The following is a 14,180-nucleotide window of genomic DNA, read 5'->3' on the forward strand; positions in this document are numbered from 1 at the left end:
CACCCGACTTCACACCCTACTGGGCTGTCGCTCCGGGGCAACTTTCCTAACTTACCCCTCCAGCCACACCCTGTCAAATCACGTCGTACCCACAACAGGGCTCTGTTTTCGGCGCAAAAAACGCGACGAAACAACGACTCGACCAACAAGGAAAAGCAGGAGGGAGGCTTACCATCCTAGACCCAACACCCACGAACCTGCACACACGAAATGCGGCACACGTCCCGATATTGCAACGGCCAAGATGCGGTCCCACATGAGGCCGAAAAGCACAACGGCTTTTTCGCACCTTTGGGGTACGTATAGATACATTACGGCCACCCAGCCCACCCGTCAAAACGCCCCCCACCCGGGCGTGTCGCCAGACCAACACCCCACACCCCACACCCCGAGAGCCACTCCCCGCGCCACGCAGGAACCCCGGTCCCACCGTCGGAAAGAAGCGGTAAGGGAATTGGAACCTCGGAAAGGTAGGGGCATAGGGAAGACTGGGGACGTGAGCCGGACATCGAACACGACGCAGCAGCATCCGTTTGAGCATCGCGCGTGGATTCTGCGCCTCGGGTTTCGACGGAGCCTGTTGCGGCCTGACGATTCCGAGCGCAGCGATCGGGTCACCTACATTGAGTTGTTCTTCGATCTCATCTTCGTCTTCGCGCTCACCCAGCTGTCGCGGTATCTCTATGCCAACCAGTCCTGGGTCGGCGCGCTTGAGTCGATCATTCTCGTGCTCGCGCTGTGGTGGATGTGGGTCTACACGACCTGGGTGACCAACTGGCTCGATCCGGCCAAGCTCCCGGTGCGCTCCGTCGTGATCGGGCTCTCCCTAGTGGGTCTTGTGGTCAGCACGTCGATCTACGATTCGTTCGGCGACCAGGGGCTGGTCTTCGCCGTCGCCTATTCTGCCCTGCAACTGGGCCGCACGGTGTTCATGGTGCTCGCCCTCGCCCGGCACGATCCGGCTCTGCACGCGACGTTTCTGCGTATTCTGCTGTGGCTCGCGGTCGCCAGTGTGTTCTGGATCGTGGGGGCGCTTATGCCACTGTCGGTGCGGCTGCCGGCCTGGCTGATCGCTCTCGCGATTGAGTATGGCTCGGCGAGCTTCGGGTTTCGTATTCCGGGGCTGAAAGCGCCGGGCGTTGATGACTGGGATGTCTCGGGGCCGCATATTGCGGAGCGCAGCGCCCTGTTCGTGATCATCGCCGTCGGTGAGTCTTTTCTGGTGACCGGGTTCGCATTTGTCGACCAAGAGGCATCCGTTCTCGGGATAACCGGGTTGTTTCTTGCCTTTGTGAACGGCGTGGCCATGTGGTGGCTCTATTTCGATCACGGAGAGCGGGCCGGGAGCAAGGCAATCTCAGCATCGAGCGAGCCGGGCCGCATCGCTCGGCTGGCATATACCTACGTACACGCGATCATCATCGCGGGAATCGTGGTGACCTCGGTCGCCGATAAGTCGGTTCTGGAACACCCCGAGGATGCCATGACGCTGCCGGTAGCCGTCACCATCGTTGGCGGGCCGCTGTTCTACCTCGTGGGACTGCTTCTGTTTCGTTGGATCGTCACACGCGTGGTGATCGTGTCGCACGTCGTCGGGCTCGGTCTGCTCGCCCTGGCCGGTGCGGCGGCAGCGGTTCTGACTCCGCTGGGGCTGGGCGCGGCGACCTCGGTCATTCTGGTCACCGTCGCGGCGTGGGAGACGATTGCTCGTGTTCGTGCCGGTACGACCGACGATGACGCCGGCTGAGTGGATGCGGGCAGGCGGATACCCGTGGTCAAATTCATCAGAGCGATGCGGGCCCACCGTACGACAGCAGGCCCGGGCCCGGAACGCAGTGGGCAGTGGGCAGTGGGACTTGGGCGCTAGCCGGACGCAGCCGAAGGACTGACGTGAGTGACATTGCTGAATCGATCAGGAAGACAATCATGGGTTCTCGCACGTATGACCGCCTCGTCGTGGAAATCGATGATCGCGCCCGCGCGCACCGACAACGCGCTCACTCAATCCGTGAAGCGAGCGCGAGTGGCGGCTGAGTCATTGGCCGACCGCTCAGGCCGGTGTACCACCGGGTTCGGTTGTGAGGGCCCTAGTGCTTGGCGACCAGAGTGAGCACGTCGTAGGACGCGACGAGCTCATCGTGCTGGTTGGTCAGCACGGCATCCCAGCGCACTTCGCCGTACTCGTCGGTTTCGCGGGGCGTGATCTGCTTCGCGGTGAGGGCGACACGGATACTGTCGCCCGGAGAGACCGGCGTGACGAAACGCAGGTTCTCGAGGCCGGAGTTCGCGAGCACGGGCCCGGGCGCCGGATCCACGAACAGGCCGGCGGCCCAGGAGACGAGCAGGTAACCGTGCGCCACCCGGCCCGGGAAGAACGGGTTGGCGGCGGCCGCCTCTTCGTCCATGTGGGCGTAGAAAGTGTCCCCGGTGAACCGGGCGAAGGTTTCGATGTCCTCGAGGGTCACCGTGCGCGAGTCCGAAACGATCTGGTCGCCAATCACGAGTTCGGCCAGGCTCTTCCTAAACGGATGGGTGTCGCCGGCTCGCGCAGACGCGCCCTGGTGCCAGATTCCGGTAATGGCCGTGAGCATCTCGGGCGAGCCCTGAATGGCGGTGCGCTGCATGTGGTGCAGCACCGCACGGATGCCGCCGAGCTCTTCGCCGCCGCCAGCCCGGCCGGGGCCTCCGTGCACGAGCTGCGGCACCGGCGAACCGTGCCCGGTCGAGGTGCGTGCGTCGTCGCGGTCGAGGACGAGCACGCGGCCGTTGAAAGCGGAAATGCCCGTCATCAGGGCGACGGCAACGGCCGGGTCATGCGTGGCAATGCTGGTCACGAGCGACCCGCCGCCGCGGCGCACGAGGGCGATGGCCTCATCGAGCGTGTCGTAGCCGAGCACACTGGAGACCGGGCCGAAGGCCTCGACCTCGTGCACGGCGGCGGCGGACGCGTCGTCGAAGCGCAGCAGCAGCGGCTCGACGAAGGCGCCGTCGGGAGCAACGGCGGTCGTACCATCCGCGTGCAGCACAACCGGGGCATCCGTTCTGCCGACGACCAGCTGGCCGCCGGCGGCCTGCAGACGGGTCACCTGCTTGAGCACTTCAAGGCGCTGCGCGGTCGAGGCGAGCGGGCCCATGGTGACACCCACGGCGCGGGGGTCGCCGAGCACGATGCGTTCGCTGATGCGGGCCTGCACGGCCGTGACGACGTCATCCATAGCCGCGCGCGGCACGATGACGCGGCGGATGGCGGTGCACTTCTGGCCGGCCTTGACCGTCATCTCGGTGACGACCTGCTTGACGAAGGCGTCGAATTCGGGCGTGCCCGGAATGGCATCTGTTCCAAGAATCGAGGCGTTGATCGAGTCGGTCTCGTTGGTGAAGCGCACTCCCCCGGTCTGCACCGAGTCGCTCGCACGCAGCTTCTCGGCGGTGGAGGCGGATCCGGTGAAGGCGACGAGGTCGCCGAGGCGCACATCGTCGAACAGGGTCGGAACACTGCCCGAAGCGAGCTGCAGCGAACCCTCGGGAAGCAGGCCGGAGTCGGCGAGGATGCGCACGAAGGCCTCGGCGAGGAAGCCGGAGGGGGTCGCGGGCTTGACCAGGCTGGGCACGCCGGCCAGAAAGGCGGGCGCAAACTTTTCAAGCGCGCCCCAGACCGGAAAGTTGAACGCGTTGATCTGCACGGCAACACCGAGCAGACGCGAGTAGATGTGGCGCGCGATGAAGGATCCGTCTTTGGAGAGCGGCTCGACCGGCCCGTCGACGTAGACGCGGGCGTTCGGCAGCTCGCGGCGGCCTTTCGAGGAGTAGCTGAACAGTACGCCGATGCCGCCGTCGATATCGACCCAGGAATCCACCTTCGTGGCGCCGGTGCGGCTGGACAGCGCGTAGAGCTCCTGCTTGCGCTCGGTCAGCAGCAGCGCCATCTGCTTGAGCAACACGGCACGCTGGTGAAAGGTGAGCTCGCCGAGCGACTTCTGGCCGATCGTGCGAGCGTACTCGAGCGCCGCGGCTAGGTCGAGGCCCTGCGTACTGACGCGGGTAACGACCTCGCCGGTCGAGGCGTCGCAGACCTCGACGGCAGCGACGGCGTCTTCTTCGGTCGGGGTCCACCAGGCGCCCTGGACGTAGCTGGGCAGAATGGTCGTCATGGGATCTCCTTTGTGGTGCGTGCGCGGTGCTGGCGGGGCGTCGATGTGGGCGGACATCAGGCCTCGTCCCAGCGGTAGAAGCCCTGGCCGGATTTGCGGCCGAGCTTGCCCTCTGCGACGAGCCTGCGAAGCAGCGCCGGCGGTTCAAAACGGGCGCCGAGTTGCTTGTGCAGGTACTCGGCGATGCCGAGACGCACGTCAAGCCCAATCAGATCGGTGAGTTTCAACGGCCCCACTGGATGTTTGTAGCCAAGCATCATGGCGGCGTCGATATCCGAGGCGCTCGCGACACCCTCCTCGAGCATGCGGATGGCTTCGAGTCCGAGGGCCACTCCGAGCCGGGAGGAGGCGAATCCGGGCGCGTCGCTGACGGTGATCGGAGTCTTGCCGAGGGCCAAAACCCAGTTCTGGGCATCCGCTACCAATTCGGGCGAGGTAGCGCTGCCGGTGACGAGTTCGACCAGGTTTGAGGCGGGCACCGGGTTGAAGAAGTGCAGGCCGAGAAAACGCGTCGGGCGCGCCAGCTCATCGGCAAGGTCGTCGATCGAGATGGACGAGGTGTTGCTCGCGAGCGCGGCGTCGGCGGGAAGCTGCGCCTCGACCTTCTGCAGGGCCTCGACCTTGAGCGCGCGCACCTCGGGAACGGCCTCGACGACGAGTTCCCGGTCGCTGAACAGGCCGAAATCGGCGCCAACGGCGAGGCGAGCCTCGATTTCCGGGCGTGTTTCACCGGTTGCACCGCGGGTGATGCTCACGTCTACGGCGCGCAGCACGCGCTCGCGGGCGGCCGCAGCCTCGGTGTCGTTGCGTTCGACGAGGGCCACGTGGGCTCCGGCGAGCAGGAAGGCGTGCGCAATGCCGGCGCCCATGCGCCCGCCGCCGAGCACACCGACCCGGTCCGGCACGCCCGACTCTCCTCGATCGCCGAGTTCACGTTCAGAAACGCTCATCAGACACGCTCCAGAATGAGGGCCGAGCCCTGGCCGACGCCGACACACATGGTGGCGAGGCCGTGCTGGGCATCTTCCCGCTCCATACGCGCGAGCAGGGTGACGATGAGGCGAGCCCCGCTCGATCCAAGCGGATGCCCGAGCGCGATAGCGCCGCCGTCCCGGTTGACGAGTTCTTCGTCGAGGCCGAGGCGACGGATGCACGCGATGGACTGGGTGGCGAAAGCTTCGTTGAGCTCGATCGCACCCAGGTCGGCGATGTTCAGCCCGCTGCGATCGAGGGCGCGCTGGGTGGCGGCAACCGGGCCGAGGCCCATGATCTCCGGGGCGAGCCCAACACTGGCGCCGACGACGATGCGGGCACGCGGCGTGAGGCCGTACCGTTTCACGGCCTCGCCACTCGCCACGAGAATCGCCGAGGCGCCATCGTTGAGCGAGCTCGCGTTGCCGGCCGTGACGACAGCGCCGCCGGTGACGATGGGCCGCAAAGCGGCAAGTCCCTCGAGGCTGGTATCACGGCGCACGCCCTCGTCGACGAGCACCTCGCCCTTCTTGGTCAAAACGCCGACGATTTCATCGACGAAGTGGCCGGCGTCGATCGCGGCGGCGGCGCGCTGATGGCTGCGGAGGGCGAAGGCATCCGCTTCTGAACGGGTGATGCCGTCGAGCCGGGCGACTTCTTCGGCCGTCTCCGACATGGAGAAGGTGGCCTTGTCGCGGGCCGCAAGCTTGGGGTTCACGAACCGCCAGCCGATAGAGGTGTCGAACTGGGCGCCGGGCTTGGCCCAGGCGCGATCGGGTTTGGCCTGCACCCAGGGGGCGCGGGTCATGGATTCGACGCCGCCGGCGACCATCAGGTCGGCATCGCCGGCACGGATGGCCTGGGCGGCCATGGTGATCGCCGACATGCCCGATGCGCAGAGCCGGTTGACGGTGATGCCCGGCACGTGATCGGGCAGTCCGGCGAGCAGCCCGGCCATGCGGGCGACGTTGCGGTTGTCTTCGCCTGCCTGGGTCGCGGCACCGAAGATGATCTCTTCGATCAGGCCCGGGTCGATGCCGGCGCGGTGGACGGCCTCGCCGACCACGAGCGCGGCGAGATCATCGGGACGAACCGTGGCCAGCACGCCACCGTAACGGCCAACGGGGGTGCGTGCTCCTCCAACGAGGTAGGCCTCAGCCATGTTCTCTCCTGACGACGGTGTCTGCGCGTGCGTGCGGGAACGACGAATAAGTTACCGATCGTTCGGAAAGTAATTCTGGCAGATGCGAGCGGCTTCGGCAACCCGCCGCGCGCTGGGGCATGCAGAAGGGGCACCCGCCGGCTGGCGGGTGCCCCTTCTGCGGATCAAGCGGATGCTAGATGTTGGCGAGTTCGCGCACAGCCGCGCCACCGGGGGTGGCGGAGGTGTAGCTCGCGTCGATCTCGGCACGGTCGAGCAGCTCGTCCATGCGGCGCTTGCGCTGCTTGGGAATGAGCGTCACAACGGTTCCGGTCTTGCCCGCGCGACCGGTACGGCCGGCACGGTGGAGGTACGTCTTGTACTCGTCGGGGGCGTCGGCCTGGATGACCAGATCGATGTCGTCGACGTGGATGCCGCGAGCAGCGACATCCGTTGCGACGAGCACGTTGACCCGGCCGCTCGTGAGCATCTGCAGGTTGCGGGTACGACGGGCCTGGTTGAGGTCACCGTGCAGGCTCGTAGCCTTCACTCCGGCGTCTTCGAGCTGGTCTGCTAGCTGCTCAGCGTAGGCACGGGTGCGGCTGAAGATGAGCGTCTTACCCTCGCGATTGACGAGTTCCTCGATGATGCGGCCCTTGTCGCGGTGCTCGATGACGAGCACGCGGTGGTCGATCGTGGAGGACGCCTGGTCTTCACCGGCAACCTCGTGCACGGCCGGGTTGGTCAAGAATTCCCTGACCAGCGAGGCAACGCCCTTGTCGAGGGTGGCGGAGAAGAGCAGCTTCTGGCCGCCGGCCTTGGTCTGGCGCAGGATGCGCTGAACCGGTTCAAGGAACCCGAGGTCGCACATGTAGTCGGCTTCGTCGAGCACGGTGACGACAACTTCGGACAGGTCAAGACGACCCTGTTCAATGAGGTCTTCGATGCGGCCGGCGGTACCGATGATGATATCCACGCCGCGCTGGAGGGCGCTGACCTGACGGTACTGGGGCACACCTCCATAGATCTGGGTGGTGAAGAGGCCGACACTGCGGGCGATGGGCTGCACGGTGCGGTCGATCTGCAGCGCGAGCTCACGGGTTGGGGCCAGAATGAGTGCGCGGGGCTTGCGGGCCATCTTGCGGTCCTTGGCGCCGTTGTTCTCCATGAGCTTTTCGACGAGCGGAGCACCGAAGGCGATGGTCTTGCCGGATCCGGTCTTGCCACGGCCGAGCACGTCGCGCCCGGCGAGCACGTCCGGGATGGTTGCCGCCTGGATCGGGAACGGTGACGGAGCGCCGAGGGCGGCGAGCTCGCGCACGATGTTCTCGCCGAGGCCCAGGTCGCCGAAAGTCACACCGACGACATCGGATGCCGTCGTCGCGATGGCTTCGAGACGCTCAAGCACGACGTCCTCGCCACCGGCGAAGGTCGGCTTGGCGCCGTTCTCGCTGCGCTTCGGGTAGAACTTGCTGTCGCCATCGGCGGAGCGGGTGGAACGGTCGTTACCGAAATCGCGACGGGGCGGGCGGTCGTCGTTCGAGCGACGAGGGGCGCGGTCTTCGTAGCTGCGCGGTGCGCGATCGCCGAAGGACGGGCGCTCGGTGCGAGATGCGCTGGTGCGGTCACCATAGGAGGGCCGCTCGGTGCGAGCCGGGCGGTCTTTGTTGTAGGCCGGACGATCGGTGCGCGGGGCACGGTCACCGTACGACGGGCGCTCGGTGCGCGATGCGCTGTTGCGGTCACCATACGACGGGCGCTCGGTGCGCGATGCGCTGTTGCGGTCACCATACGACGGGCGCTCGGTGCGCGATGCGCTGTTGCGGTCACCATACGACGGGCGCTCGGTGCGCGATGCGCTGTTGCGGTCACCATACGACGGGCGCTCGGTGCGCGATGCGCTGTTGCGGTCACCATACGACGGGCGCTCGGTGCGCGATGCGCTGTTGCGGTCACCATACGACGGGCGGTCGTTGTTATAGGACGGACGGTCGGTGCGGGGACGGTCGTTGTTGTAGGCGGGACGCTCGTTGCGCTCACTGTTGGTGCGGCCACCGTTTTCGGGGCGAACGGAACGCGAACCGTAGGCCGGGCGTTCGCTCGAGGGGCGTTCATTCGAGCGTGCGGCGCGTTCGTCGGCGTTCCAGCGCTGCTTCTTCGGGGCGCCCTCGTCAGCGCGGTATCCGCGGTGTCCGGGACTCTTGCTACCGGAGTTGTTGGAACCACCGTGGCCCGAGCCATTCTTGGAGGCATACTTGGGCTCGAAGTTCTTACCGCCACGACCGACGGTGGAGTTGTGTGAATTGCCTTGAGGCATAGAGATTTTCCTGGGTTGTGTTCAGTACATGGCAGAACAACGACGCACATGCGACGCAACTGAGAACCCGAGCAATCTATGGCCGGGGCCGTTCACATACAGTGATTTTTCACCAGCGAATTGCTGGGAAACCGGCCCAACTTGACTTACAAACCCATCCGCGCACAGCACGGTGTCAAGAGCCGACTTATATACGCTACCCGATGCACCCCGAAAAGTCACGGAAAGAGCCCATATTGCGTGGCTCTATTCTGGTGACATGACCATTTCGATCAGTGTTGAGCCACCCCGGCAGGCCGATGTCGAGGCACTGCTGACCGCTGGCACCGCCTTCGCGCACTCCCTTTATCCGGAGGGGAACAGCTTTCTGCTCAACACCGACGAACTCGAACGTCCGGGCGTCGACGTATACGTGGCCCGCGACGAACACGGTTCCGCCTGCGGCATGGCCGCTCTGGTACCGCTGGGCTCCGATACGACGCCCCCCCTCAATACCGCGGAGTTAAAGCGGCTGTTTGTGCACTCCGATGCTCGGGGGCGCGGTGTAGCCGGCCGCCTGCTCGACCGCATCGAAGCGGATGCCGCGAGTCGCGGCATCCGCTCACTCGCATTGGAAACCGGCCCGCTGCAACACGCGGCGGTGGCACTGTACCGCGGCCGCGGCTACGAGCAGATTGAGCTGTTCGGCCAGTACGTCGGCGAAGACTTCAGCGTCTGCTTCGCCAAGACCCTGTAGCTCAGGCGGCCCCTTCGAACACCCGGGCTGGGAACGGGTCGGCCAGGGTGCTCCAGTACAGGGTTCCGGCGAGAAACTCCTCGTCGGTGATCAGGCAGGCATCGAGGTTGGCACTGAGAAGACGTGAATCGAGAAGGTTCCGGGATCGCGGATCATCCGTCAACGTAAACCCGCGCGCCGCTTTCCATCATCACGACCCTGCATGACCTGAGTCGTGACTATTCCCTCGAAACCAGCAGCATCCGACGGGCTGCTGTGAGGGCGTATTACGGGATGTAATTGAACTCGTCGGGGTTCGGGCCGGTGCGCTCGTCGCGGTTGAGCGCTGCGATCGCGAGCAGGTCAGTATCCGTCAGCTCAAAGTCGAAGAGTGCGAAGTTCTCGTCGACCCGGGCCCGGGTGACCGACTTCGGGAAGACTACGTCGCCACGCTGCAGGTGCCAGCGCAGCGTCACCTGGGCGGTCGTTCGGCCCACGCGCTCAGCGATCGCCGCTATGACGGGGTCGCCGAGCACCTTTCCCTGGGCGAGGGGCGACCACGCCTCCGTCACGATGCCGTGCTCGGTGTTGAACGCACGCAGTTGCTCTTGGGTGAGGTACGGGTGTACCTCGATCTGGTTGACGGCTGGAACAGTGTCGGTCTCGTCGAAGAGGCGCTGCAGGTGAACCTGCTGAAAGTTGGACACGCCGATGGTCGACACACGGCCCGAGCGGTGCATCTCCTCCATGGCCTTCCAGGTCTCCACGTAGTCGCCCACGGCGGGCAGCGGCCAGTGAATCAGGAAAAGGTCAAGCGACTCCAGGCCGAGTTCGTCGAGCGTGCGATCGAAGGCGGCGAGGGCATCCGCTCGCGCATGAAAGCCATTGTTGAGCTTGCTCGTGACGTAGACGTCAGCGCGGGCGAGACCGGATTCGGCGACGGCCTGACCGACCTCCTTCTCGTTTCCGTACATCTCGGCGGTGTCGATGTGGCGGTAGCCTGCTTCAAGCGCGGCGAGTGTGGCGGCCTTAGCGTCGGCCGGGGCGATCTGGTACGTGCCGAAACCGAGCTGCGGAATGGTGGTGCCGTTACTCAACGCAGCGGTGGGGACGACGGTGGTGGTAGCAGGTGTAGTCATCTGTAATTCTCCTTGATCGGTGAAAAAGTCTATGGTTACGGCTGATCAACGGTGACGATGATCTTGCCACGGGTGTGTCCCAGCATGTTGAGACGGTAGGCATCCGCTGCCTCGGCGAGGGGAAAGGCACGGGCGATATCGACGGTGAAGCGGCGCTCGTCGACGAGGTCGGCAAGCTGCTGCAGGTCGGTGCCGGCCGGATCGACCCACATCCAGGTGCCGCCATGCGATTCAACATCACCGTCGGCAACGGATGCGTGACGTCCGCCCTCGGCGAGAACCGCGAGAGTGGTGGGCAGCACGCCGCCGACGAAATCGGCGACGACCTCAACACCCGCAGGGGCCAGCCCGCGCACTCGTTCGGCGAGGCCGTTCCCGTAGGCCACCGGTTCGGCGCCGAGCGAACGAAGATACTCATGATTGGCCTCCGACGCCGTGGCGAGCACGCGCGCCCCTCGGGAGACGGCGATCTGTGTGGCGAGGGACCCCACTCCCCCGGCGCCACCGTGAATCAATACCGTGTCGGTGCCAGAAACACCCAAACGACTGATGACCTGAAGGGCGGTGAGGCCGGCGAGCGGCAGCCCAGCCGACTGCTCCCACGTGAGCGAAGCGGGCCTGCGCGCCACGAGACGCTCGGGAAGAGCAATGAATTCGGCGAAGCTACCGCCGTGCACATAATCCTTACGACCGTTGGAGATGACCTCGTCGCCGACAGTGAAGCGTGGCGAATCGACGCCGACGGCCTCGACCACGCCAGCGACATCCCACCCGGGAATGGCAGGAAAAATGATGTCCAGCATCGTGTCGAGGTATCCGGCCATAACCTTCCAATCCACTGGATTGACGGCGGCGGCCTTCACCCTGATCAGCACCATTCCGGGGCCGACCTTGGGAAGGGGCTGCTCGGTCAACTCCAGAACATCGGGGCTGCCATAGTGACTGTACGTAATTGCTTGCATGGGGCGTGGTAACCCTCGCCGGTGGGCGGGTATTCCAATGGTCAGCGTGCTGTCAGAAAGCGTTGGGCTGAACTCAGCCCTGCCGCGGTTACGGGAAACCGAGCGGCAGGAGCCCGTTCGTCATGAAGTAGCGTCGCTGTGTAGCCCGGGTCATGGCGACGCACAGCGCGCCGGAACCCGTGCGGCGACCTCGGTAATCTGGCTCAGCGTGCGGTTGTTGACCGTGAGCTCTTCAGCGAGGCCGGCCGCCGATGCGGCGAGACAATTCAGCAGCGGTCGCCGCCACGGTTGCGGCGAGTGCCGGCCATTCCCCGTCGGTGAACCGGTCGTGCGCGAACGTCACGGCAATCGCGGCGGCAGGCCAGCCGGCATGGTCCCGCACGGCCAGCGCCACCGAGGCGATGCCGGGCGTGATTTCACCGTTTTCGGTGGCGTAGGCATCCGTTCGCACACGATCGAGCACGGCCCGCAACTCAATCCTGGTGCGCGGGCCACGGCCGTCGCGTTGTTCAAGCGCCGCCCGGTTCGGGTAGAGCGCGCGCAATTGCGCGGCGGGCAGAGCCGCGAGCAGGGCACGTCCACTCGCTGTGAGGTGGGCGGGCAGCCGCACCCCCACATCAGAGACGAGTGAGGGGCGATGCGCGGCGCGTTCCTCGACGAGGTAGATCACGTCACGCCCGTGCAGCACCACGAGGTGCGCGCTCTCCCCCAACCGGTCGACGAGCTGCGCGATCAACGGGCGGCCGAGCCGGGAGAGCGGCTCCTGGCGACTGAACCCCGAGCTCAGCTCGAAGGCGGCGATGCCGAGTCCGTACCGGTGTTCCTCGGGCAGATACACGACAAACCCCTGGGTCACGAGCACGCCGAGCAGCTGATACACGGTCGAGCGCGGCAGGCCGAGCGCGCTCGCCAGGACCGCCGCCGGTATCGGCCCGCGTTGCGCGGCGAGATGCGTCAGAATGCGCAGGGTGCTCTGTGCCGCCGGAACCTTCGATGCCATCGGTTCCCTCCCGAGGGAATGCTCGTGTCCGGTATCCCAGACACCATCCAGCGTATCGCCCTGTCGCCGCGCACCACGAGGGTGTGCAATCGAAACATGAACCTCGTGACCGCCCCCAGCATCTCCGCCTCCCCGCTCGACCAGGTCGGTGCCTCCGCTGCCCGAGCGAGCGTCGTCGTGGGAACCGCCGCGCTCTCGTTTGCCGACGTGATCGCCGTGGCACGGCACAGTGCGCGCGTCACCCTCGACCCGGCGAGCCTTGAGGAAGTCGCGGCGACCCGCACGATCATCGATGCGCTCGCGGCCGACAGCGAGCCACATTACGGAATCTCCACCGGATTCGGCGCCCTCGCGACGACGTTCATTGCGCCCGACCGTCGCGCCCAACTGCAGGCGAGCCTCGTACGCTCACACGCCGCCGGAAGCGGCGCCGAGGTGGAACCCGAGGTCGTGCGCGCGCTCATGCTGTTGCGGCTCAGCACCCTGATGACCGGTCGTACCGGCGTGCGGCCGGCCACCGCCGCCACCTACGCCGCCGTGCTGAACGCGCAGATCACGCCGGTCGTGCACGAATATGGATCGCTCGGTTGCTCCGGCGACCTGGCCCCGCTCGCCCACTGCGCTCTCGTCGTGATGGGCGAAGGCCAGGCGCGCGATGCGAGCGGCGCACTGCTGGGCGGCGGCGATGCCCTGGCCGCCGCCGGCATCGCACCGGTCGTGCTCGCCGAAAAGGAGGGCCTCGCCCTGATCAACGGCACCGACGGCATGCTCGGCATGCTCGTGCTCGCCCTCGACGACCTGGCGCGTTTGCTCACCACCGCCGACATCGCCGCGGCGATGAGCGTTGAGGCCCTGCTCGGAACGGATGCCGTCTTCGCAGCCGACCTGCAGCAGCTGCGGCCCCAGCTCGGCCAGGCCGACAGCGCCGCCAACCTGCGCCGGCTGCTGCACGGCTCCGGCCTTCTCGCGAGCCACGCCGGCCCGGAAGACACGTCCGTGCAGGATGCCTACTCGTTGCGCTGCGCCCCGCAGGTGCACGGCGCCGCGCGCGACACGGCCGCCCACGCCGCCCTCGTGGCCGGTCGCGAACTGGCAAGCGCCATCGACAACCCGGTCGTCACCGTCGACGGACACGTCTCATCGAACGGCAACTTTCACGGCGCTCCGCTCGGCTACGTGCTCGATTTTCTCGCCATTGCGTCAGCGGATGTCGCGAGCATGAGTGAGCGACGCACCGACCGTCACCTCGATGCAGGCCGCAGCAAGGGCCTGCCGCCATTTCTCGCGCACGAAGTGGGCGTGGATTCCGGGCTCATGATCGCGCAGTACACGGCAGCCGGCATCGTGTCGGAGCTGAAGCGACTCGCCGCGCCGGCATCCGTTGATTCGATTCCCTCCTCGGCCATGCAGGAGGACCACGTGTCGATGGGCTGGCACGCCGCCCGCAAGCTGCGCCGCTCACTCGACGGGCTCGGCCGGGTGCTGGCGATCGAGATCATGACCGCGGCGCGGTCGCTCGATCTGCGGGCGCCGCTCACTCCCGCCGGGGCGACCGGGGCGGTGCGCGATCTCGTGCGTACGGTTGCCGCCGGGCCCGGGCACGACCGCTTTCTTTCCCCCGAAATCGAGGGGGTCGCGGCCCTCGTGGCGTCGGGCGCGGTGCGCGCGGCAGCAGGAACCGATTTGGCGTAGCGCCCGGCCAACCTTGCAGCAACCCTGCACGATGATTTTGCCCCGTTGTGGCCTCTGCGACACCGTGCCATACTTGCGCCACGCTGGCCCG

At 66.3% G+C, this 14,180-nt stretch carries 11 protein-coding genes; 3 read left to right on the top strand and 8 right to left on the bottom strand.

The genetic code is table 11. The features are described 5' to 3' along the window. The first annotated feature begins 496 nt into the window (after nucleotides 1-496). A complete protein-coding gene (locus IWX77_RS11155) occupies nucleotides 497-1,747 on the top strand; it encodes a low temperature requirement protein A (RefSeq protein WP_196844588.1) in 1,251 nt (416 codons plus the stop codon). A 340-nt stretch (nucleotides 1,748-2,087) separates the two neighbouring features. Here IWX77_RS11155 and paaZ read toward each other — a convergent pair whose 3' ends face one another. The 4 genes from paaZ to IWX77_RS11175 all read right to left on the bottom strand — a co-directional run bounded on the left by paaZ (nucleotide 2,088) and on the right by IWX77_RS11175 (nucleotide 8,581). Continuing rightward, on the bottom strand, nucleotides 2,088-4,151 hold the full coding sequence (gene paaZ, locus IWX77_RS11160; RefSeq protein WP_196844589.1) for a phenylacetic acid degradation bifunctional protein PaaZ: 2,064 nt from the start codon (nucleotides 4,149-4,151) through the stop codon (nucleotides 2,088-2,090). A gap of 56 nt (nucleotides 4,152-4,207) precedes the next feature. Beyond that, entirely contained in the window at nucleotides 4,208-5,101 is an 894-nt protein-coding gene (locus IWX77_RS11165) for a 3-hydroxyacyl-CoA dehydrogenase family protein (RefSeq protein WP_196844590.1), read from the bottom strand. Continuing rightward, on the bottom strand, nucleotides 5,101-6,285 hold the full coding sequence (locus IWX77_RS11170; protein WP_196844591.1) for a thiolase family protein: 1,185 nt from the start codon (nucleotides 6,283-6,285) through the stop codon (nucleotides 5,101-5,103). Before IWX77_RS11170 ends, IWX77_RS11165 begins: the two co-directional genes overlap by 1 nt. Before the next feature lie 175 nt (nucleotides 6,286-6,460). Further along, the gene (locus IWX77_RS11175) at nucleotides 6,461-8,581 is read right to left on the bottom strand and encodes a DEAD/DEAH box helicase (RefSeq protein ID WP_196844592.1); all 2,121 of its coding nucleotides are present in this window, start codon (nucleotides 8,579-8,581) and stop codon (nucleotides 6,461-6,463) included. A gap of 259 nt (nucleotides 8,582-8,840) precedes the next feature. Between IWX77_RS11175 and IWX77_RS11180 the strand changes: the two genes are divergently transcribed. Beyond that, nucleotides 8,841-9,317, top strand: coding sequence for a GNAT family N-acetyltransferase (locus IWX77_RS11180; protein ID WP_196844593.1), 477 nt, complete (start codon nucleotides 8,841-8,843; stop codon nucleotides 9,315-9,317). Between the two features lies 1 nt (nucleotide 9,318). Here IWX77_RS11180 and IWX77_RS11185 read toward each other — a convergent pair whose 3' ends face one another. The 4 genes from IWX77_RS11185 to IWX77_RS11200 form a co-directional block, all read right to left on the bottom strand. After that, nucleotides 9,319-9,480, bottom strand: a complete 162-nt coding sequence (locus IWX77_RS11185; protein WP_196844594.1) for a hypothetical protein — start codon at nucleotides 9,478-9,480, stop codon at nucleotides 9,319-9,321. Nucleotides 9,481-9,583: 103 nt separating this feature from the next. Next, complete coding sequence (locus IWX77_RS11190; RefSeq protein WP_196844595.1) at nucleotides 9,584-10,435, bottom strand: aldo/keto reductase; 852 nt, start codon at nucleotides 10,433-10,435, stop codon at nucleotides 9,584-9,586. 35 nt (nucleotides 10,436-10,470) lie between these two features. Then, the gene (locus tag IWX77_RS11195; protein ID WP_196844596.1) at nucleotides 10,471-11,397 is read right to left on the bottom strand and encodes an NADP-dependent oxidoreductase; all 927 of its coding nucleotides are present in this window, start codon (nucleotides 11,395-11,397) and stop codon (nucleotides 10,471-10,473) included. 232 nt (nucleotides 11,398-11,629) lie between these two features. Then, entirely contained in the window at nucleotides 11,630-12,397 is a 768-nt protein-coding gene (locus IWX77_RS11200) for an IclR family transcriptional regulator (protein WP_196844597.1), read from the bottom strand. 96 nt (nucleotides 12,398-12,493) lie between these two features. Here IWX77_RS11200 and hutH point away from each other — a divergent pair, with 96 nt between their 5' ends. Next, the gene (gene hutH, locus IWX77_RS11205) at nucleotides 12,494-14,089 is read left to right on the top strand and encodes a histidine ammonia-lyase (RefSeq protein WP_196844598.1); all 1,596 of its coding nucleotides are present in this window, start codon (nucleotides 12,494-12,496) and stop codon (nucleotides 14,087-14,089) included. Nucleotides 14,090-14,180 lie beyond the last annotated feature (91 nt).

This window comes from Cryobacterium sp. CAN_C2, from assembly GCF_015751745.1.
Taxonomy (GTDB): Bacteria; Actinomycetota; Actinomycetes; order Actinomycetales; family Microbacteriaceae; genus Cryobacterium.